The organism is Actinomadura sp. DC4 (genome assembly GCF_030406325.1).
Taxonomy (GTDB): Bacteria; Actinomycetota; Actinomycetes; order Streptosporangiales; family Streptosporangiaceae; genus Actinoallomurus.
On record NZ_JAUEQY010000040.1, the window covers coordinates 44,897 to 67,582 of the forward strand.

At 71.8% G+C, this 22,686-nt stretch carries 23 protein-coding genes; 13 read left to right on the forward strand and 10 right to left on the reverse strand.

The window, feature by feature from the left end:
* The first annotated feature begins 18 nt into the window (after positions 1–18).
* From QWU11_RS41670 to QWU11_RS41690, 5 genes are all read left to right on the forward strand, one after another.
* A complete protein-coding gene (locus QWU11_RS41670) occupies positions 19–1,029 on the forward strand; it encodes an ABC transporter substrate-binding protein (protein ID WP_290120104.1) in 1,011 nt (336 codons plus the stop codon).
* Positions 1,026–1,817: an ABC transporter ATP-binding protein gene (locus QWU11_RS41675; RefSeq protein WP_290120105.1), complete on the forward strand. Its 792-nt coding sequence runs from the start codon at positions 1,026–1,028 to the stop codon at positions 1,815–1,817. The genes QWU11_RS41670 and QWU11_RS41675 overlap by 4 nt, the downstream gene beginning before the upstream one ends.
* Positions 1,814–2,641 (forward strand): ABC transporter permease, encoded by an 828-nt coding sequence (locus tag QWU11_RS41680; protein WP_290120106.1) that lies wholly within the window; start codon positions 1,814–1,816, stop codon positions 2,639–2,641. The genes QWU11_RS41675 and QWU11_RS41680 overlap by 4 nt, the downstream gene beginning before the upstream one ends.
* Positions 2,642–2,657: 16 nt before the next feature.
* On the forward strand, positions 2,658–3,548 hold the full coding sequence (locus QWU11_RS41685) for a TauD/TfdA family dioxygenase (protein ID WP_290120107.1): 891 nt from the start codon (positions 2,658–2,660) through the stop codon (positions 3,546–3,548).
* Positions 3,549–3,610: 62 nt separating this feature from the next.
* Positions 3,611–4,612 carry a YihY/virulence factor BrkB family protein gene (locus tag QWU11_RS41690; protein ID WP_290120108.1) on the forward strand — a complete coding sequence of 334 codons (1,002 nt, stop codon included), beginning with the start codon at positions 3,611–3,613 and terminating at the stop codon, positions 4,610–4,612.
* Between the two features lie 6 nt (positions 4,613–4,618).
* On the opposite strand, the gene QWU11_RS41695 is transcribed toward QWU11_RS41690, so the two are convergent.
* Positions 4,619–5,107: a pyridoxamine 5'-phosphate oxidase family protein gene (locus QWU11_RS41695; RefSeq protein ID WP_290120109.1), complete on the reverse strand. Its 489-nt coding sequence runs from the start codon at positions 5,105–5,107 to the stop codon at positions 4,619–4,621.
* Positions 5,108–5,350: 243 nt separating this feature from the next.
* Between QWU11_RS41695 and QWU11_RS41700 the strand changes: the two genes are divergently transcribed.
* Both QWU11_RS41700 and QWU11_RS41705 read left to right on the forward strand, forming a co-directional pair.
* Positions 5,351–5,719, forward strand: a complete 369-nt coding sequence (locus QWU11_RS41700) for a hypothetical protein (RefSeq protein WP_290120110.1) — start codon at positions 5,351–5,353, stop codon at positions 5,717–5,719.
* A gap of 96 nt (positions 5,720–5,815) precedes the next feature.
* On the forward strand, positions 5,816–6,142 hold the full coding sequence (locus QWU11_RS41705; protein WP_290120111.1) for a hypothetical protein: 327 nt from the start codon (positions 5,816–5,818) through the stop codon (positions 6,140–6,142).
* On the opposite strand, the gene QWU11_RS41710 is transcribed toward QWU11_RS41705, so the two are convergent.
* From QWU11_RS41710 to uidA, 3 genes are all read right to left on the reverse strand, one after another.
* Complete coding sequence (locus QWU11_RS41710; protein WP_290120112.1) at positions 6,113–7,351, reverse strand: MFS transporter; 1,239 nt, start codon at positions 7,349–7,351, stop codon at positions 6,113–6,115. The genes QWU11_RS41705 and QWU11_RS41710 overlap by 30 nt on opposite strands.
* 93 nt (positions 7,352–7,444) lie before the next feature.
* A complete protein-coding gene (locus tag QWU11_RS41715) occupies positions 7,445–8,539 on the reverse strand; it encodes an alpha/beta hydrolase (protein WP_290120113.1) in 1,095 nt (364 codons plus the stop codon).
* 92 nt (positions 8,540–8,631) lie between these two features.
* On the reverse strand, positions 8,632–10,386 hold the full coding sequence (gene uidA / locus QWU11_RS41720; RefSeq protein WP_290120114.1) for a beta-glucuronidase: 1,755 nt from the start codon (positions 10,384–10,386) through the stop codon (positions 8,632–8,634).
* Positions 10,387–10,536: 150 nt separating this feature from the next.
* On the opposite strand from uidA, the gene QWU11_RS41725 reads away from it, so the two are divergent.
* The 6 genes from QWU11_RS41725 (at position 10,537) to QWU11_RS41750 (ending at position 16,196) form a co-directional block, all read left to right on the forward strand.
* Positions 10,537–11,163: a TMEM175 family protein gene (locus tag QWU11_RS41725; RefSeq protein WP_290120115.1), complete on the forward strand. Its 627-nt coding sequence runs from the start codon at positions 10,537–10,539 to the stop codon at positions 11,161–11,163.
* 185 nt (positions 11,164–11,348) lie between these two features.
* Positions 11,349–12,230 carry an SIS domain-containing protein gene (locus QWU11_RS41730; RefSeq protein ID WP_290120116.1) on the forward strand — a complete coding sequence of 294 codons (882 nt, stop codon included), beginning with the start codon at positions 11,349–11,351 and terminating at the stop codon, positions 12,228–12,230.
* Between the two features lie 28 nt (positions 12,231–12,258).
* The gene (locus QWU11_RS41735; RefSeq protein WP_290120117.1) at positions 12,259–13,122 is read left to right on the forward strand and encodes a class II fructose-bisphosphate aldolase; all 864 of its coding nucleotides are present in this window, start codon (positions 12,259–12,261) and stop codon (positions 13,120–13,122) included.
* Positions 13,119–14,429 carry an alpha-glucosidase/alpha-galactosidase gene (locus QWU11_RS41740; RefSeq protein WP_290120118.1) on the forward strand — a complete coding sequence of 437 codons (1,311 nt, stop codon included), beginning with the start codon at positions 13,119–13,121 and terminating at the stop codon, positions 14,427–14,429. Before QWU11_RS41735 ends, QWU11_RS41740 begins: the two co-directional genes overlap by 4 nt.
* The gene (locus tag QWU11_RS41745; RefSeq protein ID WP_290120119.1) at positions 14,426–15,352 is read left to right on the forward strand and encodes a carbohydrate kinase family protein; all 927 of its coding nucleotides are present in this window, start codon (positions 14,426–14,428) and stop codon (positions 15,350–15,352) included. The genes QWU11_RS41740 and QWU11_RS41745 overlap by 4 nt, the downstream gene beginning before the upstream one ends.
* A 79-nt stretch (positions 15,353–15,431) precedes the next feature.
* A complete protein-coding gene (locus QWU11_RS41750) occupies positions 15,432–16,196 on the forward strand; it encodes a DeoR/GlpR family DNA-binding transcription regulator (protein WP_290120120.1) in 765 nt (254 codons plus the stop codon).
* Between the two features lie 18 nt (positions 16,197–16,214).
* On the opposite strand, the gene QWU11_RS41755 is transcribed toward QWU11_RS41750, so the two are convergent.
* The 6 genes from QWU11_RS41755 to QWU11_RS41780 all read right to left on the reverse strand — a co-directional run bounded on the left by QWU11_RS41755 (position 16,215) and on the right by QWU11_RS41780 (position 22,616).
* The gene (locus QWU11_RS41755) at positions 16,215–17,087 is read right to left on the reverse strand and encodes a carbohydrate ABC transporter permease (protein ID WP_290120121.1); all 873 of its coding nucleotides are present in this window, start codon (positions 17,085–17,087) and stop codon (positions 16,215–16,217) included.
* A gap of 1 nt (position 17,088) precedes the next feature.
* Positions 17,089–18,009 carry a sugar ABC transporter permease gene (locus QWU11_RS41760; protein ID WP_290120122.1) on the reverse strand — a complete coding sequence of 307 codons (921 nt, stop codon included), beginning with the start codon at positions 18,007–18,009 and terminating at the stop codon, positions 17,089–17,091.
* Entirely contained in the window at positions 18,009–19,316 is a 1,308-nt protein-coding gene (locus QWU11_RS41765; protein ID WP_290120123.1) for an ABC transporter substrate-binding protein, read from the reverse strand. Before QWU11_RS41765 ends, QWU11_RS41760 begins: the two co-directional genes overlap by 1 nt.
* Positions 19,317–19,521: 205 nt before the next feature.
* Positions 19,522–20,127: a hypothetical protein gene (locus tag QWU11_RS41770; protein ID WP_290120124.1), complete on the reverse strand. Its 606-nt coding sequence runs from the start codon at positions 20,125–20,127 to the stop codon at positions 19,522–19,524.
* 50 nt (positions 20,128–20,177) lie between these two features.
* Positions 20,178–21,206, reverse strand: coding sequence for a methyltransferase domain-containing protein (locus QWU11_RS41775; protein ID WP_290120125.1), 1,029 nt, complete (start codon positions 21,204–21,206; stop codon positions 20,178–20,180).
* A gap of 81 nt (positions 21,207–21,287) precedes the next feature.
* Entirely contained in the window at positions 21,288–22,616 is a 1,329-nt protein-coding gene (locus tag QWU11_RS41780) for an aspartate aminotransferase family protein (protein ID WP_290120126.1), read from the reverse strand.
* Positions 22,617–22,686: the final 70 nt, after the last annotated feature.

The following is a 22,686-nucleotide window of genomic DNA, read 5'->3' on the forward strand; positions in this document are numbered from 1 at the left end:
CAAGGAGCGCATTCCGCCATGCTCAAAAAGTCCCTCACAGCGGCCGTCCTCGCCGGCACCACCGCCTGCGGCGCGTCCGCCGGCAGTGGCGCGCCCGTCCTCAAGATCGGCTATTTCCAGGGGGCCGTGGCCGGGCCCGAGGCGGTGGTGGCCGCCAACCCCGACCTCGCCTCGCACGTCGACGCCTCGATTCGGCTCCACCCCATCGACAGCGGTGTCGCCGGCATGGCGCAGCTTCGCGCCGGCGCGTTCCCCGTGGTCTCCGGCGTCGGCAACCCGCCGCTGGTCGGCGCGTTCGCCACGGGCACCGACGTCGAGGCGGTGTTCGTGGAGAGCATCGACGAGTCCGGCCTCGTCGTGAACGACGCGATCCACTCCGGCGCCGACCTGCAGAAGGTCGGCGTGCTCGTCGGCTCCACGCTCGACTTCCAGCTTCGCGGCTGGCTGACCACGCAGAGGCTGACCGGGCGGGTGCAGATCGCCAGCTTCGCGAGCGAGGCCGCCGAGGCCGCCGCGTGGACGTCGGGGAAGATCGACGCGGTCTACATCAGCCAGGCCTACCTGCTCGAACTCAAGAAACACGGCGGCCGGGTCCTCACGACCGCGACGGACGTGGCCCGGCTCGGGTACGCGGCGGTGAACATGCTCGCGGTCGAGAAGACCTACGCGCGGCAGCACCCCGCCGTCGTCCAGCAGCTCGTCTGCCAGGTCTCCAAGGCGCAGGGCCTGGTCAAGGGCGCCCAGGCCACGAAGTACGTCACGCCGGCGACACGCTTCCTCGGCGTGAGACCGGCGGACGCGATCGCCGCGACCGGCGACTACCCCTACGTCCCCGCCGCCGAGGAGACGGGCTGGCTCAAGGGTCCGGACGGGACGGCCGCCTCGGGGAGGCTCGCCAAGAACTTCCAGCTCACCGGGGAGTTCCTGGTCACCCAGGGTCGGGCGAAGTCCGCCCCGGCCATCGCCACGATCGCCGCGCACATCGACCCGTCGTTCTGGGACAAGGCGCAGGCCGGAGGCTGCGCATGAGCGCCGCGGTCGAGGATCCGCCCGTCACCGACCGGCCCGCGGCCGTACGGCTCCGCGACGTCGGCAAGACCTTCCGCCGGAGGCGGCGCGTGACCACGGCGCTCGAAGGCGTCTCCCTCGACATCGCGCCCGGGGAGTTCCTGTGCCTGGTCGGCCCGTCCGGATGCGGGAAGTCCACACTGCTCAGCATCCTGGCCGGCTTCACCTCTGCCGACACCGGCGAGGTACTGGTGGACGGCCGCCCCGTGGAGGGGCCCGGCCCCGAGCGCGGCGTGCTGTTCCAGACGCCGACGCTCTTCCCCTGGCTGACCACCCGGCAGAACGTCCTGTACGGCCCGCGCGCCCGCGGCGCCCTCACTCCCGGCGTACGGGAGGAGGCCGCCGCGCTGCTGGAGACGGTCGGGCTCGGCGAGTTCGCCGACGCGTATCCGCACGAGCTGTCCGGCGGCATGCGGCACCGGGCGGCGTTCGCCCGCGTGCTGATCAACCATCCGCGGGTGCTCCTGATGGACGAGCCGTTCGGCGCGCTCGACGCGATCACCCGGGCCGGCATGCAGCGCTTCCTGCTCGAACTCTGGCAGCGGCAGCGCACCACCATCGTCTTCGTCACCCACGACGTCGAGGAGGCGACGCTGCTCGGCGACCGGGTGTCGGTGCTGTCCGGGCGGCCGGGCCGTACGAAGGCGGTCATCGACATCGACCTGCGGCGCCCGCGCACGTACGACGACACCGAGACGCTCGCGTTCGTCACCGCCAAGCGCCGCATCCGGGAGGTGCTGGAGCAGTGACGCTCACTCAGGACACCGCCGCCGCCGTCGGCCGGCCGGGGCCGAGGCGGCGGCGGTCCCGGCGGCGGATGCTCGTCGGCGCGGCGGGGCTCGCCGCGGCACTCGCCGTCTGGGAGGTCGCGGCGTACGCCGTCGGCGACCCGGTGACGATGCCGACCGTCCAGGAGACGGCGCGCGAGCTGTGGCACTACCTGTCCCACCCGTACCCGCAGGTCCAGGGCAAGACCCTGGTCGAGGACGGCCTGATCAGCACCGGCCGAATCCTGGCCGGGTTCGGGCTCGGCACGGCCGCGGGCCTGGTCCTGGGCGCGGCCATGGCCGGCGTCCGGGTGATCCGCGAGCTCGCCGACCCGGTCATCGGGGTGATGCGGCCGCTCCCGCCGATCGCGTTCATCCCGCTGCTGGTCGTGTGGTTCGGCATCGGGGAGACGTCCAAGATCGCGCTCATCTTCTTCGGGGTGCTGCCGATCGTCACGGTCGCGACGCTGAGCGCGCTCGACGCCGTACCCCCCGAGCTGTCCAACGCCAGCCGCAGCCTGGGCGCGTCCCCCCTCCACACGATGCTGCACGTACGGCTCCGCGCGGCGGTGCCCGGCGTCATCACCGGCATGCGCATCGCGATGGGCGGCGCGTGGACCAGCATCGTCGCCGCCGAGATGATCGCCGCGACCGGCGGGGTGGGCTTCCTCATCCTGCAGGCCGGCAACTACCTCCAGACCCCACTGATCTTCAGCGGAATCGCCGTGATCGCCGTCCTCGGCTTCGTCTTCGACGGCCTGCTGCGGCTCCTGTTGCGCGCGGCCGACCCCACGGCGCGCCGGTAGAGAAGGGAACCCCCTCATGACCAGTCTCGACATCCGCCAGGTGGGCGGCCGGATCGGCGCGGAGGTCACCGGCGCCGACCTGACCGGCACCGGCGACCTCGCGGCGATCGGCGCGGCGCTGCTGGAGCACAAGGCGCTGATCTTCCGCGGCGCCGGCCTGGACGACGAGGGCCAGATCGCCTTCGCGTCCCGCTTCGGCGCGCTCACCCAGGCGCACCCGACGGTGCCCTCGGTGGAGGGCCGGCCCCACGTCCTCCCGGTGGACGGGGAGGAGGGCATCCGCTCCAACCAGTGGCACACCGACGTGACGTTCGTCCGTACGCCGCCGAAGGTCAGCACGCTGCGCGCCCTCGTCGTCCCCCCGTACGGCGGCAACACGCTGATCGCCAACGCCGCGGCCGCGTACCGCGACCTGCCCGCCGAGCTGCGGGAGTTCGCCGACCGGCTGTGGGCGGTGCACACGAACGACTACGACTACGCGCTGCCGCGCGTGAACACCGACAAGGCCGCGGAGTACCACCACCAGGTCTTCGTCTCCACGCGCTACCGGACCGGCCATCCGGTGGTCCGGGTACACCCGGAGTCGGGCGAACGCGGCCTGTTCATCGGCGGATTCGCCCAGCGGATCGTCGGGCTGAGCGGCACCGAGTCGCGCGACATCCTGCGCATCCTGCAGGCGTACGTCACGCGCCCGGAGAACATCCTGCGCGTGGTGTGGCACCCCGGCGACCTCGTCGTCTTCGACAACCGCATCACCCAGCACTACGCGCCGGACGACTACGGCGACCTGCCGCGCCGGCTGCACCGCGTCACGGTCGCGGGGAACGCCCCGGCCGGCGTCGACGGCAAGGAGAGCTATGTGATCGAGGGCGACGACGCGCGCCACTACACCCCGGCCGCCGCCTGAGCTCCTCCGCCCACGCGGGAAGCCGTGACCGGGTCGAGACGAAGGTCGTTTACCGTCGATCTGTGGGTGATGACCCCTCTCGACCCGGGATCGGGCCGGCCGACGCGTTCCAGCGCCGGCATCGCTGGGCGGGGCTTCCGCTCGCGGTCGTGTACAAGTTCGCCGACGACCAGGGCGGCTATCTCACGGCGCTGATCACCTACTACGGATTCGTCTCGCTGTTCCCGCTGTTACTGCTGTTCACGGCCGCGCTGGGCTTCGCCCTGCAGGGCAGCCCCGGGCTGCAGGACCGGGTCCTGGACTCGGCGCTCGCCCAGTTCCCGGTGATCGGCGACCAGATCGCCTCCAACGTCCACTCCTTTCACGGCAGCGTCTTCGGCCTGGTCATCGGGATCGCGGGCAGCGTCTACGGCGGCCTCGGCGTCGTCCAGGCCGCGCAGAACGCGCTGAACCAGATGTGGGCGATACCGCGCGGCTCGCGGCCCAACCCGATCGTCTCCCGGCTCAAGAGCCTGGTGCTCCTCGCGACCGGCGGCACGACGGTGATCACGACGTCGGCGCTGTCGGCGCTGAGCGCCAACGCGGGCGCGTACGGCGGCGGCGTGCGGATCGGCGCGGTGTTCGTCGGTGTCGCTCTCAACATCGTCCTGTTCGCGACGGCGTTCCGGGTGCTGACCGCGCGCACGCTCACCACGCGGCAGGTCGCCGTCGGCGCGGTCATCGCCGCCGTGGTCTGGCAGATGTTCGAGTGGACCGGCTCGCTGCTGCTCGGGTACCGGCTCCGGGGCGCCACCGCGACGTACGGCCTGTTCGGCATCGTGCTCGGGCTGCTCACCTGGATCTACCTCGGCGCCCTCACGTTCGTCGTCTGCGCGGAGATCAACGTCGTACGGGTGGAGCGGCTGTGGCCCCGCAGCCTGCTCACCCCGTTCACCGACAACGTGAGCCTCACCCCCGGCGACCGGCGCGCCTACACCTCCTACGCCGAGACCGAACGCCACAAGAGCTTCGAGACCGTGGAGGTCGACTTCGAGGAGCCGCCTGGGCCGCCGCCCGACGGCTGAGCGGGCTCAGTCGTCCCAGGGCACCGAGGCGCTCGTGCCGTGGGTGAGGCCGACCAGGTCCGCCTCGTTCTCGACGTGGCGCGGCGGGGTCGCGAAGGTGGCGTACGGGCGCAGGCGCAGGACGACGCGTTCCTCGCGCCGCGCCATCTCCTCCACGTCCGGGCGGGCGTCCTCGCTGAGCGGGCGGCCGGCCATGACGCCCAGGATCTTGAAGAGCAGGTCGGCGCCCGCGGCCGGGTCGTCCTCGACGACCGCGTCGCAGTAGACGTTCAGGTACGTCGGCGGCCACTTCTCGTCCAGGACGCAGAGCGAGACCTTCGGGTCGCGGCGCACGGCGGCGGTCTTGCCCCGCGCCCGCATGGTGGAGACGAGGATGTCGTCGCCCTCGACGAGGTAGTACAACGCCGTCATCGCGGGGCCGTCCTGCCTGCGGGAGTAGCCGAAGACGGCCGTACGGTGGTCGCGGACGAACTGACGTCGCTCTTCGGGTGTCATGCCCATCTCCTCCTCGGGGACCACGGGTGCACGCGAAGGAGATTGTCGCGCACCGGGGACCGCGCGCCGGAACCGGGCTCGGACTTTTCATGAAACGACGGCCGAACCGGCGGACCGCATTCGGCATCTCAATAGCCGACGAGAAAGACGGTTCGCTCCAGAGGGTGGAAAGAAATGACAGACCCCCAGCAGTACGGCACGCGCCCTTCTTACCAAGGCCCCCCTTATCAGGGCGGTCCCGCGATGCCTCCGGTCGCGCCCCCGGCGCCGGCCAACAAGATGCGCAGGCGCCGCATCATCGCCGTGATCGTGCTGGTCGTGGTGGCGGGCGGCATCACGGCCGCCGCGCTGGGCGCGCACGGCTCCAACCCGGACTCGGCCAAGGTCAATGACTGTGTCTCCCAGCCGGAGGACAACTCGGTGAAGGTGGTCGGCTGCGGTGACGCGGCGGCCAAGTTCCGCGTCGCCGGCAAAGTCGAGCACAAAACCCAGGTCGACGTCAGCCTGAATTCCGCGGCCATCTGCAAGCCATTCCCGACCGCGACGAGCGCGTACTGGAAGGGCGAGGTCGGCAAGGCCGGTTACGTCCTTTGCCTCGCCCCGATCAAGTGACGTCCCGGCCGGCGCGGCCCTCTCCCCCGGAATAGGCGGAGCGCACCGCGCCGGCCCGCCGCAGGCGACGATCACCGGTCCTGGTACGTCCGCCGGATGCGCCGGCGGGACCCCGACGGAGTTCGATGCCAGGACCCCATCTCCGCGATCATCGCGATCCCCGGCCTCGTGGCCACCGCCGTGATCGTGCCGCTCTGGCTCACCGAGCTCCTCCTTCGCCTGCTCTTCGCTCCGTTCGTGATCCCGTTCCGCCTCGCGAGCGTGGTCCCGTACCACCTGGAGCTCTTCCGCGCGGGACGGCTCCGGGGGACGTACACGCCGAACGGCCGTGCCGAACTGGTCCGCCTGCGCCGGCGGCTGACCGGCCGCGACGTCCCCGGCGGGGCCGATCGATCAGCCTCGTTCGGGCTCGGCGGGTCGTAGTACGCCGCGCGTCCGCGTGCCGGTGGTGGCGAAGGGCGAATAGCGGGGGGCCCAGCGCAGCAGGGCGGCCGCGGCCAGGAGGCCGACCGCGCCCATGGTCTCGATGCCGGCGGCAAGGCTGCCCAGCCCGGCGGCGGCCGAGACGACGAGCGGGCCCGCGGCGGTGCCGGAGTCCGAGCACAGCCGCCACACCCCCAGGAACTGGGCGCGGACCTTCGGCGGCGCCACGTCCGCGCCGAGCGTCATGAGGACCCCGCTGCCGATCCCGTTGCCGAAGCCCATCAGCATCGCGACGACGGTCAGTGACACCAGCCCGCCGGTCAGCGGCAGGACGGCCTGGGTCAGCCCGAGGACGAGCATCGACGGGACCGCGATCCACAGCCGGCCCGCCCGATCCATGATCTTGCCCGACGGATAGAACGTGAGGGTGTCGACCAGCCCGGCGAGCCCGAAGACGACGCTCGTGGTGGACGGGCTCTCGCCCAGGTGGTCGGCCCACAGCGGCAGCACCGTCTGCCGGGTCGCGCGCACCGACGCCACGAGGAGGACGGCCATCCCGAGCGTCAGGAAGATCCGGTGGTGCCGTACGAGCACGGACCGTACGGACACGGGGGCCCGCCGATCTTGGTGCGCAGCCGCCGGGTCGGCCACGTCGGGCACGAGCAGGACGACCAGCCCGGCCGCCACCGCGCAGACGAGGGCCAGCCAGTAGACGTCGCGTACGGGGCGGCCGTGCACGACCGCGGCCCCGACGAACGGCCCGACGAAGGCCCCGACGCGCGACATCCCGCCGAGCGTGGACAGCGCCCGCGCGCGCAGCCCCGCGGGGATGACCTCGGTGAGGTAGGCCTGCCGGGCCAGAATGAACACCGCGTTCGTGGCGCCCGTGGCGGCGACGCAGAGGGCGAGCTGCCAGAGCGTGTCGGCCAGCGCGCAGCCCAGGAGGGTCACGACGGCCACGCCGGCGGCGATGAGCATCGCCCGGCGGTCCCCGACCCGCGCGGCGAGCGCCCCGGCCGGTACGTCGCCGAGGATCTGCCCCACGCCGAGGAGCGCGAGCACCAGCCCGGCCATCCCGAACGAGGCCCCGAGTCCACGGGCGCTCAGCGCGATCATCGGCGCGAGCGCCCCCATGCCGATCTCGAAGACCAGCGTGGGGAGGAAGACCGCCGGTGCGACCCTGGTGAGGGAGACCGGTCGGGAACTCACCTGGCGGGCGCCTCGTTTCGGACATTCATCGGGTTCAGGGCGGCCTCGTCATCATATTCGGCCACCCGGGCCGCCCCTCGCCGCGCCCCGGGCTCAGGCGGCGTTGCGCTTCAGGAAGTCGACGATCCGGGGGAAGACGTCCAGGTGGGCGTTCTTGCCCGTGAAGGGGTCGAAGTGGCCGTAGCCCGGGAGGATCTCCAGCTCGTGGCGGCCCGGGGCCGACTTCTCCAGCATCTCGTGGCAGACGATGTTGGCCCCGGGGAACACGTGGTTCCGGTCGCCGGTCAGGAACAGGACGCGGGTCGGGATGTCCGCCGCCCGCGCGAGGTAGTCCTCCGGCAGGCTCGCGTGGCGGCCGTCCGACGGGTCGTACCTCACCACTCTGCCCGCCGCCACCATCTTGCGCACGTGGCGGAAGTAGTGAACGCCCGTGGGGCCCAGCAGGTCGGCGATGCGCCGGTGGGTCGTCTCGTCGAGGTTGTCGTGGGAGTACATCGCGGGGCGGCCGCTGCCCCACATGAAGCTCTCCATGTGGCAGGCGCGGACGTCGCACTCGCGGTGGAACAGGGACACCGCGCGGGACAGCATCCAGCCCCGCGTCATCACCGGGGCGTCGCCGTAGCGCGGGTCCAGGCAGGACAGGCCGAGCACGTACTCGGTGAGCGCCGGGCCCACGGCCAGCTTGACCCGTGACCACCCCGGCACCTGGAGCCGCAGCGAGACGCTGTTGCTGACCAGGCTCGTTATGCCGTCGAGGGCGCCGCCGAACAGGCTCATGGAGAACGACACCGAGCCGAGGCAGTGCGCGATCACGTGCACCCGCCGGCCGCCGACGTGCTCGCGCAGCTCGCGTAAGGCCGCCGGGTGGTCCCAGTGCGCGATGTCGTCGAGTGAGTAGCGGTGGGTCTCGGCGTCGTAGGGGAACCGGGCGCTCATCCGGAAGTCGAGCGTCCACACGTCGGTGAAGCCCGAATCCAGCAGGAAGCTCACCAGGTTGCGGTGCTCGGGCATGATGAACATGTCGCTGGAGGCGGTCAGGCCGTGCAGCACCAGCACGACGTCGTCGCAGTCGGCGCGGCGGAAGCGCCGCAGCTCCAGGCCGAGGTCGTCCTCGGTCGAGAACGGGTGGACGGACACCTCGGCGTCGTGGACGCCTTCGAGGGTGTAGCGCGCGACGCGACGTTGCATTGATCGGCCCTCCGAGTGGTCCCTGAGGTCACGATCCCCCGCAGCCGGAGCACCCGGCATCGTGGTAATCCCTGACTTTGGCGGACCACGGATCAGCGCCCGGTCCAGCGGCGCCGCAGGGCGAACGCGGCCGCCTTCGGGCGGCGGTCCCGGGTGAAGACACCCTTCTTGTTCCCGTCCGCGCGGTTAACGCCGTACCCGGTGGCGAAGTCGGCGAAGTTCCAGACGTGCTCCCCCACGACGGACTCGACCCGGTCGAACGCCCGGTGGAACGCCTCCAGCAGCTCCACCTGGTAGTCCTCGGTCCAGGTGCCCGCCGCGACCGAGCGCACGCCGGCGACGGCGTCCGCGCCGTACTCCGTGACGATGATCGGCTTGCCGTGGAGCCGGGCCCACTCACGCAGCTCGGCCTCCAGCTCACGCTCGGCCGTGACGAGGTCGCCCGTGTCGACGTACCAGCCGTAGTAGCGGTTCAGGCAGATGACGTCGAACAGGTCGCTCATCACGTCCTGGTCCGGCGGTAGCTGGACCTGGGCGAAGCAGACCGGGCGGCTCGGATCGGCGGCGCGCGCCGCGCGTACGAGCGGCTCGAAGTACGTGCGCGCCTGCGGCCGGGCCGAGTCAGGTTCGTTGGCGATGCTCCACATGACCACGCTCGGGTGGTTCTTGTCGCGGGCGACCAGCTCCTCGATCGCGCGCCGGTGGGCCTCCTGCGTGGTGTCGCCGACCGCGGCCCAGATGTGCGGCGGGTCGCCCGGCACCAGCGTGTGGGCGATCTCGAAGTTCAGCCCGACGGCCGGGGTCTCGTCGATGACGACGATGCCGTGCCGGTCGGCGTACTCCAGCACCTCCTCGGCGTACGGGTAGTGCGACGTGCGGAAGGAGTTGGCGCCGACCCAGTCGAGCAGGGCGAAGTCGTGCACCATGAGCACGTCGTCGTGGCCCTTGCCGCGCACCGCGTTGTCCTCGTGCTTGCCGAACCCGCGGAAGTGGAACGGCTCGCCGTTGATCAGGAAGCGGTCGCCCTCCACCGCCACCTCGCGGATGCCGACCGGCAGCGTGTACACGTCGCCGCCGGAGGCGCTGACCTCCAGTTCGTACAGGTGGCCGTGGCCGGGCCGCCACAGCGTCGCGTCCGGTACGGAGAGGGTGCCCGAGGCGGTGTCCGCCCGCGCCCGTTCGACGCCCCCGGCGTCGCGCAGCACCACCGAGGCGACCCGCCCGCCCGCGACGTCGGCCCGGTACAGGACGCGGGCGTCCGTCCCGGTCACCTCGGTGGTGACGGTGATGTCCTCGACGTAGGACGCAGGCGTCGTGTAGAGCCAGACGGCCCGGTGCAGCCCCGCGTAGTTGAAGAAGTCGTGGAAGTACCGCTGGCGGCGGCGCCCGTCCGGCAGGACGTCGACGATTCCGGGCGGGATGGAGCCGAGGTCGAGACGGTTGTCGACCACGACGGTCACCCGTCCCGCCTCACCGGGCCGTACGTGCCCGGTCAGGTCGCACTCGAACGGCGTGTAGCCGCCCTCGTGCCGCCCGACCTCGACGTCGTCCCACCAGACGACGGCCCGGTGGGCCGCGGCGTCGAACCGCAGCACGACGCGCCGCCCCTCCCAGCCGGCCGGGATCCGTACGCTCCGCTGGTACCAGACGTCGCCGACGTGGTCGTGGGCGTCCCGGGTGGCCGGAACGTCGTTGAAGCTGGAGGGCACCGGCATCTCCGACGCCTCCGGCAGCGGGCCCCGCCACCACTCCTCCGGGCGCCCGCGGTCGCCGGGGTCGAGCGCGAAGGCCCAGAGCCCGTTGAGGCTGACGCGTTCACGGCTGGCCGTCTCCAGAGGACGTAGCAACGGTCACTCCCGATCAAAGAGGGCGGAATCGCCACGAATCTAGAGGTGCGAGGCCTCGCGGGGAAAGGCGTCACCCGGTCACCGAGGGTTGAGTAGGCTGCCGCCGATCGTGACCGGCCGTTCATCCCCCGCAGAGTGAGGACCCCCGCCATGGCATCCAGCGTTGACCGATCCACGGAGCGATTGGTGTTCTTCAGCGACGCCGTCGTCGCGATCGCGTTGACCCTCCTGGTCCTGCCCCTGGCCGAGGTGGCCACGGAGGCGGCCGACAAATATCCCGACTCGCACCACCTGTTCGCCGACAACCAGGCCAAGATCTACAGCTTCGTGCTGAGCTTCGCCGTCATCGCCCGGATCTGGACGGCCCACCACCGGTTGTTCGAGCAGATCAAGGCCTACAACCGCCGGCTGATGCGGGCGAACCTCGGCTGGCTGCTGGCGATCGTCGTGCTCCCCTTCCCCACCGAGCTGATCGGCCAGTTCGACCACGACCGCCTCAACGCCGCCTTCTACATCGGCACGGTGCTCGCCGCCAACGCCTTCCTGTTCGCCATGATCATGATCGTGCGCGCCGAGCCCGGACTGGCCGAGGACGGCGCCGGCATCCCCGGCGAGCAGCTGTTCACCTCGGGGGTCACCCTGGGCCTTCTCGCGGCGGCCCTCGTGGTGGCGGTGGCGGTGCCGGCCATCGGTTACTTCGCGCTCATGTTCCTCGTGCTGACCTACCCGATCATCTGGATCCGGCAGCGGCTGCACCCGGCCGAGGTGACCGCCTGACCGGCGGCCGACCTCACCGCGCGCCCCGGGCCGAGACGGCCGGGGCGCTTTTTTGATCACACCGATCACACCGCTACGGCCGTCCGGCGATGCGCGCATGCATTGCGCGATAATGAGCAGTTGTGCTATCAAACCATCATATCTGATCACAGCCGCCTGACCGGGGTGGCCAGAACGGAGTTGCCGTGACGACCCACGTCGAGACAGAGATCGCCGACCAGCCGGCCTGCTGGCAACGGGCCGCGGAGCTCGCCTCCACGTCCCTGCCCGGTCTGCCGGAGGCCGGCGAGCGCGTCGCCGTCGTCGGCTGCGGCACCTCCTGGTTCGTCGCGCAGGCGTACGCCGCGCTGCGCGAGGGCGCGGGGCAGGGCGAGACCGACGCCTTCGCGGCCTCCGAGACGCCGGCCGGCCGCCGCTACGACCGGGTCCTGGCGCTGAGCCGGTCCGGCACCACCACCGAGATCCTCGACCTGCTCGCCGAGCTGCGCGGCACGGTGCCGACGACCGCGATCACCGGCGACCAGGACTCCCCGGTCATGACCGCCGCCGACGAGGTCGTCCTCCTCGACTTCGCCGACGAGCGCTCGGTCGTGCAGACGCGGTTCGCGACCACCACGCTCACACTGCTGCGCGCCCGCCTCGGGCTGGACGTGTCGAAGGCCGTCGCGGACGCGCGGCGCGCGGTCGGCGAGCCGCTTCCGGCCGGGGTGACCGACCGTACGCAGTTCACCTTCCTCGGCACGGGCTGGACCGTCGGCCTGGCCGCCGAGGCGGCGCTGAAGATGCGGGAGGCGTCGCTGAGCTGGACGGAGTCCTACCCGGCCAAGGAGTACCGCCACGGCCCGATCGCGATCACCGACGAGCGCTCCGCGGTCTGGGTGTTCGGGCCGGCGCCGGAGGGGCTGGAGGAGCAGGTCGCGGCGACCGGCGGCCTGTGGGTCCAGCCGGACCTGGACCCCCTCGCCTCGCTCGTCCTGGCCCAGCGCCTGGCCGTCTCCCTGGCCGCCGCGCGCGGCCTCGACCCCGACGTCCCGCGGCACCTGACCCGCTCGGTGATCCTGCGCTGAGCCGCCGAACCCGACGTCAAGGAGCACCATGCCACTCGTCCCCACCGCGGCCATCGTCGGCGCGGCCCGTACGCGGAGCCGGGGCGCCGCCGCGTTCAACGTCATCCAGGTCGAGCACGCCCAGGCGATCGTCGCGGGCGCGCTGCGGGCGGACGCGCCGGTGATCCTGCAGCTCAGCCAGAACGCCGTGCGGTACCACGGCGCGCTCCGGCCGATCGCCGCCGCCGCGCGGGCGGTGGCCGAGCTCGCCGAGGCGCCCGTCGCGCTCCACCTCGACCACGCCACCGAGGCCGGCCTGGTCCACGAGGCCGTCGGCCTGGGCTTCGGCTCGGTGATGTACGACGCCTCCGCCCTCGGTTACGAGGAGAACGTCGCCGCCACCGCCGAGGTCGCGCGGTTCTGCCACGACCACGGCGTGTGGATGGAGGCGGAGCTCGGGGAGATCGGCGGCAAGGACGGCGTGCACGCGCCCGGCGCCCGTACCGACCCCGGCGAGGCGGCGGAGTACGTGGCCGCCACCGGCGTGGACGGGCTGGCCGTGGCGGTGGGCACCTCCCACGCCATGCTCACCCGGGACGCCTCGCTGGACCTGCCGCTCATCGCCGCGCTGCACGAGGCGGTGCCGGTGCCGCTGGTCCTGCACGGCTCCTCCGGAGTGCCCGACGCGGACCTGACGGCCGCCGTCGACGCCGGCATGACGAAGATCAATATCGCCACGCAGCTCAACAAGGTGTTCACCGCCGCCGTACGCGACCGGCTGGCCGCCGATCCGGCGCTGGTCGACACCCGCCGCTACCTCGGAGCCGGGCGGGACGCCACCGCCGCCGAGGTGGCGCGGCTGCTCGGCGTCCTCCGCTCCACCGGTGCATCGACGGAAGGCAACACCGCATGAACATCGTTTTCGTCGGCGCCGGCTCGGTGGAGTTCACCTGGCAGCTGCTGCGCGACATCTTCTCCTTCCCCGAGCTGGGCGGCGTGCGGATCGCGCTGCACGACATCGACGCCGAGCGGCTGTCGGTGGCCGAGGCCCTGGCGCACCGCACGGCCGATCGCCACGGCGCCAAGCCGCGGATCGTGGCGAGCCTGGACCGCCGCACCGCGCTCGAGGGCGCGGACGTGGTGGTGAACATGGTCGCCGTCGGCAGTCACCGCGCCACCCTGACCGACTTCGAGGTGCCCGCGAGGTTCGGGCTCCGGCAGACGATCGGCGACACCCTCGGCATCGGCGGGATCTTCCGCGCGCTGCGCACCTTTCCGCTCCTGGAGGGGCTGGCCGCCGACATGGCCGCGGTGTGCCCGGACGCGTGGCTGCTCAACTACACCAACCCGATGGCGATGAACCTGCAGTACCTCGCGGGGATCGCCCCGGGCCTGAAGGCCGCAGGGCTGTGCCATTCGGTCTACTGGACCGTACGGGACCTGTGCAAGATCGTCGACGTCCCGTACGAGGAGGCCGACGTCGTCTCGGCCGGCGTCAACCACCAGGCGTGGATCCTGCGCTGGCGGCACGGCGACCGCGACCTGTACCCGGCGCTGGACGCGGCGATCGCCGCCGACCCGGAGCTGCTCCGGCGCGTACGGGTCGACATGTACCGGCGGCTCGGCTACTACCCGACCGAGACGAGCGAGCACTCCTCGGAGTACGTGCCGTGGTACCTGCGGCACGACTCCGAGATCTCCCGGCTGCGCATCCCGGTCGATGACTATGTGGGGATCAGCGCGGGCAACCTCGCCGAGTACACCTCCGTACGCGACGCGCTCGCGGCCGGCCGCGACCCCTCGCCACGCGAGGAGGAGGACGCCGCCGAGTACGCGCCGCAGGTCATCCACAGCCTGGCCACCGGCGCCCTGCGGACGATCCAGGTCACGACGGCCAACACGGGCCTGATCACCAACCTGCCCGCCGGAGCGGCCGTCGAGGTCCCGGCGACCCTGGACCGGCTCGGCGTGCACCCTCACCACGTCGGGGCGCTGCCGCCGCAGCTCGCCGCGCTGAACCGGAGCTTCCTCAACGTGGTGGAGCTCACCGTGGCCGCCGCGCTGTCGGGCGACCGGCGGCACATCAGGCACGCCGCGATGGCCGACCCCGCCACGGCGTCGGCGCTGACCGTCGATGAGGTCTGGGCCCTCTGCGACGCCATGGCCGAGGCCCACGGCGACGCCCTGCCGCCCGCGCTGCGCGGGACGCTGCGGCCGTGATCGACCTGCTGGTCGTCGGCGACGCCAACCCGGACGTACTGATCTCGGGCGCGCCGGAGACGCCGCCCGCGGGACAGGCCGAGACGCTCGTGGACTCCGGGACCCTGGCCCTGGGCGGATCGGCGGCGATCGTGGCCCACGGCGCGGCGCGGCTCGGCCTGTCCACCGCGCTCGCCGCGATGATCGGCCGGGACGCGGCCGGCGACTTCGTCCTCGACACGCTGACCTCGGCGGGCGTCGACATCGGCGGGTGCGTGCGGCACGAGAGCCTGCCGACCGCGCTGACCGTCTGCCTCAACCGGCCGGACGGCGACCGGGCGATCCTGACCGCGCCGGGCTGCCTGCCCGCCTTCGGCCCCGCGGACGTACGCGCCGTGCCGGCGCGGCACGTGCACTCCGCGTCGTACTTCCTGCAGCCGCGGCTGGCGGCCGGGCTGCCGTCGCTGCTGGGCGAGTTCCGCCGGGCGGGCGCGTCCACGTCGCTGGACACCAACGACGACCCGGCGGGCGCGTGGCGTCTCTCCCCCGGGCTGCTGGCGGCCTGCGACCTGCTGCTGCCGAACGAGGCGGAGGCACTCGCGCTGGCGGGCGTCGGTGGTGAGCTGGAGGCGGCGATGGCCGCGCTGGCGGCGGGCGGCCCGACCCCGGTGGTCAAGCGCGGCGGTGAGGGCGCGCTGGCGCTGCTCGACGGCGAACTGGTCGGCGCGCGCGGCCCGCTGGTCACGCCGGTCGACACGGTGGGCGCGGGCGACGGCTTCGACGCGGGCTTCCTCGCGGGCTGGCTGTCGTCCGGGGACCTCCCTTCGGCGCTCGCCTGGGGATGCGCATGCGGCGCGCTGTCCACGCGCGCGGCGGGCGGTACGGCGGCTCAGGCGACCGCCGTCGAGGCCCGCTCCGCCGCCGGCGATGTACAGATCTTCTGAGCGAATGATCGGGTGGCCTGCGCGAATACGGCATAAAAGTCACTATTAACAAGCGTGAAACGTGCTTTATAGTGATCGAATGCGTCAACAGGAGCGTCTCGGCCTGATCCTCGACCGGCTCGCCAAGCACGGCACGGTCTCCGTCGTCGATCTCACCGCCGAGCTGAGCGCCTCGCCGGCGTCCATCCGGCGCGACCTGCGGGCGCTGGAGGACCAGCAGCTGCTGAAGCGCACGCACGGCGGCGCGGTGGCGGCCGAGGTCATCTACGAGCTGCCGATGCGCTATCGGACGGGCCGCCACCAGGAGGAGAAGCTCCGCATCGCGCAGGCCGCCGTGCGGCTCGTCACCGACTCGGTGCACTCGGTGGGCCTGGGCGGCGGCACGACGACGACGGAGCTGGCCCGCGCCCTGGGCTCGGTGGGCCGCTCCCTGAAGGTCGTCACGAACGCCCTGAACATCGCGGGAGACCTGTCCGTACGGTCCGCCATCGACCTGGTGGTCACGGGCGGAAGCGTACGGCCGGAGTCGTACGAGCTCGTGGGCCCGATCGCCGACCGCGCGCTGGCCGGGATCCATCTCGACCTGGTGTTCCTGGGGGTCGACGGCATCGACGCGACCGGCGGAATCAGCACTCACGACGAGGTCGAGGCCCAGACCGACCACTGCCTGATGCGCACCGCCGAACGCGTCGTGGTGCTCGCCGACATGTCCAAGGTCGGCAACCGCGCCTTCACCCGCATCGCCCCGATCGAGGAGGTCGCGATGCTCATCACCGACGCCTCCGCCGACCCCGCCGAGCTGGACCGCCTCCGCGCCGCGGGCCTGGAGGTCGTCACCGTCTGACGGTGACGACCTCGGCCGTCACTTGAAGCCGGACGACGCGATCGAGCGGACGAAGAAGCGCTGGGCGATGACGAACAGGACGAGGACCGGGACCTGGCTCGTCACCGTGGCCGCCATCAGCACGGGCCAGTTGGTCAGGTGGGAGCCCTGGAAGTTCTGCAGGCCCACCTGGATGGTCATGTTGCCCGGGCTCTGGATCGCGATCAGCGGCCACAGGAAGTCGTTCCACACGTTCAGGAACGTCAGGACCGACAGTGTCGCCAGCGTCGGGCCCATCAGCGGCAGCAGGATGCGGGTCAGCGTACGCAGGCGGCCCGCGCCGTCGATTCGGGCCGCCTCCTCCAGCTCACGCGGGACCGTCGTGAAGAACTGGCGCATCAGGAAGACGCCGAACGGGGTGGCCAGGTTCGGGGCGATCAAAGCGCCCAGGGTGTCGGTCAGGTGCAGGTCGCGTACGACGATCAGCGTCGGCAGCATGACGATCTGGAACGGCACCATCAGCGTCGCCAGCACGCCCACGAACAGCAGCCGGCTGCCGAAGAACGGGATGCGCGCGAAGGCGTACCCGGCCAGCGCGCAGAACACCAGGTTGCCCACCACGCACGTCACCGACACGGCCGTGCTGTTGAACAGCCAGGTTCCGAACGGTCCCTGGTGCCAGGCGTCCACGTAGTTGTGCCAGCGCACGCCGCCCGGCAGGCCCGGCGGGAAGCGCCTCGTCTCCGCCTGGGTGGAGATCGACAGCAGCACCATCCAGATGAGCGGCGCCAGCATCACCACCGAGAGCGGGATGAGCAGCAGGTGCAGCGGGCTCGGCCTGCGCCGCCGCGGCCGTACTCTCTTGTCGGTCCGTACGGCCGGGCTAGGCGGGGCCAGCATCGTCTGGGCCATGTCAGCTCGCCTCGTAGTGGGAGGTGCGGCGGCCGAGCCAGAGCTGGACCACGGTCACGATGAGGATCACGACGAACACCGCGCAGCCGATGGCCGCGGCGTAGCCGCCGTCGAAGTCGACGAACGCCTGCTGGTAGAGGTAGTAGACGAGGACGGTGCTGGCGTGCAGCGGGCCGCCCTTGGTCGTCACGTACACCTCGTCGAACAGCTGCAAGGCGTTGATGGTCAGCCAGACGAGCAGGAACGACGAGGCGGGCGCCAGCAGCGGCAGCTCCACCTTCCAGAACGCGCGAAAGCGCCCGCAGCCGTCGAGCGCGGCGGCCTCCATCAGCTCCCGTGGCACGTTCTGCAGCGCGGACAGATAGATGATCACGGCGAAGCCGAGCCATCCCCACACGGTCATGCCCACGACGGCCGGCAGTGCCCCGCCCGTGCTCTGGAAGAAGCCCTGCTGGGGCAGGCCGAGCTTGTCCAGGCCCGCGTTGATCAGGCCGATCTGCGGGTTGTAGAGCCAGCTGAAGATCACGCCGGTGGCGACGGTGGAGGTGACCAGCGGGGCGAAGACCGCCATCCGGTAGAAGGTCATGCCGCGCACCTTCTGGTTGAGCAGCACCGCGATCGGCACCGCCAGCACCATGGTGATCGGCACGAAGAGCACGCAGTAGAACAGGGTCTGCCGCGCCGCCTGCCAGAAGACCGGGTCGTGCACCATCGTCCGGTAGTTGGCGGCGCCCGACCAGGTGCCGCCCGACGTCAGGTCCGTCTGCTGGAGCGACAGCACGAACGACCAGACCACCGGGATCAGCCCGAACACCGCGATGAGGAGCACGGCGGGCGAGACGAACGCCCACCCCGCGAGGTGGTCGCCGCGCCGCAGGCGACCCCGCTGCCGGGCGGTCCGCCCGGCCGTGGCGACCGCCATCACGCCCCCGCGAGGATCTCGTCGACCTGCTTGCGCGCGTCGTCGAGCGCGGTCTGCGGCTTGGCCTTACCGAGGAGCACGGACTGCACGGCGGTCCCGAGAGCCTGGGAGATCTTGGGGTACTCCGGGATGTTCGGCCGGGACTTGGTCGCGTACTTGGTCAGGTTGTCGACGAAGACCTTGTTGGCCGGGTACTTCTTGAGGAAGTCCTGGTAGCCGGGGAGCCTGGTCTCCGACTCGCGGATGGGCAGGTCACCGGTGGCGATGGAGAACTTCAGGTGCGTCTGCGCCGAGTCCAGCCACTGCAGGAACGCCCAGGCCGTCGAACGGTCGCCCTTGTTCAACAGCATGTAGTTGTCCGGACCGGCGATGGTCGCGTGGGTGACCTTGCCGGGCAGGATCTGCGCGCCGTACGTGATGTCCTTGTTGATGGTTCCCAGGTCCCAGGGCCCGGTCCAGAGCATGCCGATCCGGCCGGAGTTGAAGAGGTTCTGGTACTGCCCGTCACCGGTGTCGAGGTAGACCGAGTGGTCGGTCACGGCCATGTCGTGCAGAAGCTGCATGGCGGCCAGCCCCGCCGGTGAGTCGAACGCCGACTTCTTGCCGTCCGGGCTGAGCAGGTCTCCCCCGGCCTGCCACAGCATCGCGATGTAGCGCCAGACGGTGTCCTCCGTGCCGTCGTTGACGTACGCCCAGCCGTACTTCTTCTTGCCGGGGTCGCTCAGCCTGCGCGCCGCGTTGCGGAAGTCGTCCCAGGTCCAGTTCGGCGTGGGGTAGGACAGGCCGGCGTCGTCGAAGGCCTTCTTGTTGTAGACGAGCGCCAGGTTGTCCACCAGCGCCGGAACGCCGTAGATCTTGCCGTCGGGCGTCGTCGCCGCCTGCTGGGCCGCGGGGAAGAAGTCGCTCCACTGGAAGGACGGGGTGCCCTTGACCAGCGAGGTGAGGTCCTGGGTCTGGTTGCGCTTGGCGAGCGTCGTGATCGAGGAGCCGTACTCGTACGCGATGCCGGGCGCCTTACCGGAGACGAAGGAGGCGAGTGTCTTCTTCAGCACGTCGTCGTTGCTGCCACCGAAGGTGACGTCGACCTTCTGGTCGGGATGCGCGGCGTTCCACTCCTGGCCGAGCTGCGCGATCGCCTTGGCCTCGGCGTCGGTGTAGCCGTGCCACATGATCACCGCGCTGTGCGACGTGCCGGAGTCCCCGGACCCGCTCGAACAGGCCGCCAGGGATCCGAGCGCGAGCGCTGCCGCACCGGCGGTGATCCGTACGCCGAACCGCCGGCCGGCTCGTAGTGGTGTTCCGCGCATCCTCACGACTCCCTCTGACAACCGGGCACCCGAGTGGCCCACTCCCGGGCATATGTGCTCGTTAACGATTGTTGTTGGGGACTTTAGATCAGAAGCAATCACCAAACAAGGCGTAACGTGAAGAAAACGCCAGTCAGCGGCCATATCTGACTTATTACAGCGCACTTCCCCGGACCACGGCGACCAGGGCGTACGCGGCGGGCGGTCAGCCCACCGACCACCAGCCCCCGCCGAGCGCGCGCACGGGCACGCCGACATCGCCGTCCGCCGTGACGATCGACGCGCCCGCCCAGGGGCCCGCCGGGAAGTAGGCGAGCCCGGTCCCCTCCTCCGCACGCCAGTCCTGCCAGAGGAGAAGGAACAGCGCGCACCTCGCCTGCGGACCGGCCGTGTCGCAGCGACGATGGACCCGGCCGTCCACGGACAGGAACCGCAGCCGCCAGGGGAGCGTGCCCTCGCCGAGGTGCCCGGCGCGGTAGCCGGCGGCCAGCCGGGCCAGGTCGCCGCGGTGCTGCCGGAACTGGCCCTCCACGCCGCGCCGCGGCGGGCCCAGCGTCCACAGGCTCGCGGCGGCGAACACCGCGAGCAGGCCCCAGACCATCGCCGGGCGCACCGCCCGGCGCCGCACCGCCCGGACGGCCGCGAACGCCGGTACGGCGATCACCCACAGCCAGCAGAGCGAGATCGAGAACCAGGTCACCGTCGACGGCACACCGAACACCGGGAGTACCAGGAAGTACGAGGCGGCCAGCGCCGGCCAGCCCAGTACGAGCCACCGGCGTGACGGCTTCACCTCAGTGGTCCCGGTCATCGGGGCAGTCTGCCAGCACGGAGATCATTGCCGCCGGTGAAGCCGCCGGATCAGGCGCTCCGGCTCCGGGTGGCCAGGGCCAGGAACCGGTGCGGGGCGTCGTCGTAACCGTCCAGACTCCAGCCCGCCTCCGCCAGCAGCGGGCCCAGCCGGGCCTCGGCGAGCGGGTCGTCAGGGGCGAGCACCCGGTTGTGACGCGCCGCGAGCGCCGCCCGCCCCGTCGGATGGAACAGCGCCAGCCGGCCGCCCGGCCGGGTGATGCGGGCCAGCCCGGCCAGCCCGGCGGCCGGATCGGGCAGGTGCGGCACCAGGCCGGCGGCGAACACCGCGTCGACGGCGCCGTCGGTGAACGGCAGGCGGCGGGCGTCGGCCAGCATCAGCACGACGTCGCGTGCCCGGCCACTGTCCGCGGCGACCGACAGCATCTGCGGGGTGATGTCCACGCCGATCACGTGCCCCGCCGGGCCGACGGCGGTGCGCAGGGCCGGCAGCGCGCGGCCGGTTCCGCAGCCCACGTCCACGACCGTCGCGCCGGCCGGAGTCGCGGTCTCGGCGACCGCGGCGGCGTACGCGGGCATGTCGTCGCCGAACTTGGTGTCCCAGGTCGCGGCGCGGGGGCCGAAGAAGGCCCGGCTCTCGGCGATGTACCACTTGCTCCGCCCGGCCAGCCGCCGGGTCACGTGGCGGATCACCGGCCAGACCGGATCGTGCAGGTCGATCACGATGTCCGCGCCGTGTTCGGCGTCGTGGCCGCCGCCGCGCTCGGTGCGCAGGCGGATGACGGCGTCCCAGCCGTCCGGCGGCCGGTCCGCGCCGGACCCGTCGGCGAGCGTCACGGTGCGCGCCGTGCGCCCGGCGGGAACGTCGCCGGTCAGGTGGGTGCACCGGCGGCCGGTGGACCGCAGCCGGTCGGCCAGCCGGTCAGCGACGACCGCCGCGTGCGGAGCGCCGTCGATCCGCACGCACGCGGCGCCGGCCGGCAGCAGACCGGCCACTCCGTCGAGGAGCTCGGTCCAGCGGCCGGTCTGCTCCTCGGTCATCGCGTTCCACGGGGGTACGGTCCCGGCGTCCTCGGTCATGGTCCCCATCATGCAGACGCCAGCCGTTTTCGGCCAGCGGGCACGCAGATGCGAGGGTTCTCCTCGTTCAGGCCTGCGGCGTCAGTGCAGCAGGCCGTCGTCGCGGATGCTCCGCAGCACGTCGCGGGCGGCCTCCAGCGTACGGTCGATGTCGGCCTCGGTGTGGGCGGCGGAGATGTGGTTCCGCTTGAGCGCCAGCGGCAGCATCAAGAAGCCCCGGTCCGTCATCCGGCGGTGGAACGCGACGTAGGCCTCGTCGTTGTCGCGGAGCAGGTCGCGGTAGCCGCGGACCGGGCCCTCGGTGAAGTACAGCGCGAAGACGCCGCCGAAGCCGGACGGGACGGCGGCGATGCCGAGCTCGCCGGCGATCCCGCCCAGGCCGGCGCGCATCCGCTCCCCGAGCGCGTGCGTGCGCTCGTAGAAGTCGGGGTGGTCGCGCAGGTAGTTGATGGTGGCGATGCCGGCGGCCGAGGAGACCGGGTTGCCGTTGAAGGTGCCCGCCAGCAGCACGTCGCCGCCGGCCGAGCTGAAGCGTTCCATGAGGGTGCGCGGCCCGGCCAGCCCGGCGACGGGATAGCCGTTGCCCATGGCCTTGCCGAAGGTCGTCAGGTCCGGCGTCACTCCGCAGACCTGCTGGTAGCCGCCCAGGGCGTGCCGGAAGCCGGTGATCACCTCGTCGAAGACGAGCAGGGAGCCCTGCTCGGAGGTGAGCGCCCGCAGCCCCTCGATGAACTCGGTCTCGGGCAGCAGCGCGCCCACGTTGTGCGGGATCGGCTCCAGGATCACCGCGGCGATGCGTTCGGGGTGCTTCTCGTACAGCTCACGCACCGAGTCCAGGTCGTTGAACTCGGCGATGAGGGTGGCGTCGAGCGCGGCGTCGAGGATGCCGCGCGAGAGCGGGTCGCGGTTGTACGCGCGGTCGGGTGTGGAGATCACGTTGCGCGCCACGGCGTCCTGCCAGCCGTGGAAGCCGCCCTGGAACTTCACGATCATCGGCCGGTCCGTGACCGCGCGCGCCAGGCGTATCGCCTGGGACACGGCTTCGCTGCCGCTCATGACCGAGATCATCTGCTCGGCCGACGGGATCGTCTCGACGACGAGCCGGGCCAGCTCGATCTCCGGTTCGGTCACGCCCCAGCCGACGAGGTCGATGCCTCCGACCGCCTGGCGCACCGCCTCGTCGACCTCCGGCGCGCCGTGCCCGAGCAGGATCGCGCCGAACGCCGCGTGGTAGTCGAGGTAACGCCGCCCGTCGGCGTCGGTCACGTAGGCGCCGGAGGCCCCGGTGAACGCGTACGGCGCGCCGACGAGACGTGTCGCCGAGTTGACGCCGCCGGGAATCACCTCGCGGGCGGCGCTGAGCAGCTTCGCGCCGGTCGAGGTGTCGCCGGCGATATCCGCGGATGTCATGTACAGGCCCCCAAATCGAGGTGCCCGGCACATGCGTGGCCACGCCACGACGGGCACCGTGTCGTGGCTG

Bases quoted from the DNA above. Each gene is read 5' to 3' on its own strand.
- QWU11_RS41670 (WP_290120104.1), top strand. From the start codon at position 19: ATGCTCAAAAAGTCCCTCACAGCGGCCGTCCTCGCCGGCACCACCGCC.
- QWU11_RS41675 (WP_290120105.1), top strand. From the start codon at position 1,026: ATGAGCGCCGCGGTCGAGGATCCGCCCGTCACCGACCGGCCCGCGGCC.
- QWU11_RS41685 (WP_290120107.1), top strand. From the start codon at position 2,658: ATGACCAGTCTCGACATCCGCCAGGTGGGCGGCCGGATCGGCGCGGAG.
- QWU11_RS41695 (WP_290120109.1), bottom strand. From the start codon at position 5,107: ATGACACCCGAAGAGCGACGTCAGTTCGTCCGCGACCACCGTACGGCC.
- QWU11_RS41700 (WP_290120110.1), top strand. From the start codon at position 5,351: ATGCCTCCGGTCGCGCCCCCGGCGCCGGCCAACAAGATGCGCAGGCGC.
- QWU11_RS41705 (WP_290120111.1), top strand. From the start codon at position 5,816: ATGCGCCGGCGGGACCCCGACGGAGTTCGATGCCAGGACCCCATCTCC.
- QWU11_RS41715 (WP_290120113.1), bottom strand. From the start codon at position 8,539: ATGCAACGTCGCGTCGCGCGCTACACCCTCGAAGGCGTCCACGACGCC.
- QWU11_RS41725 (WP_290120115.1), top strand. From the start codon at position 10,537: ATGGCATCCAGCGTTGACCGATCCACGGAGCGATTGGTGTTCTTCAGC.
- QWU11_RS41735 (WP_290120117.1), top strand. From the start codon at position 12,259: ATGCCACTCGTCCCCACCGCGGCCATCGTCGGCGCGGCCCGTACGCGG.
- QWU11_RS41740 (WP_290120118.1), top strand. From the start codon at position 13,119: ATGAACATCGTTTTCGTCGGCGCCGGCTCGGTGGAGTTCACCTGGCAG.
- QWU11_RS41750 (WP_290120120.1), top strand. From the start codon at position 15,432: ATGCGTCAACAGGAGCGTCTCGGCCTGATCCTCGACCGGCTCGCCAAG.
- QWU11_RS41755 (WP_290120121.1), bottom strand. From the start codon at position 17,087: ATGGCCCAGACGATGCTGGCCCCGCCTAGCCCGGCCGTACGGACCGAC.
- QWU11_RS41760 (WP_290120122.1), bottom strand. From the start codon at position 18,009: ATGGCGGTCGCCACGGCCGGGCGGACCGCCCGGCAGCGGGGTCGCCTG.
- QWU11_RS41765 (WP_290120123.1), bottom strand. From the start codon at position 19,316: ATGCGCGGAACACCACTACGAGCCGGCCGGCGGTTCGGCGTACGGATC.
- QWU11_RS41770 (WP_290120124.1), bottom strand. From the start codon at position 20,127: ATGACCGGGACCACTGAGGTGAAGCCGTCACGCCGGTGGCTCGTACTG.
- QWU11_RS41775 (WP_290120125.1), bottom strand. From the start codon at position 21,206: ATGACCGAGGACGCCGGGACCGTACCCCCGTGGAACGCGATGACCGAG.
- QWU11_RS41780 (WP_290120126.1), bottom strand. From the start codon at position 22,616: ATGACATCCGCGGATATCGCCGGCGACACCTCGACCGGCGCGAAGCTG.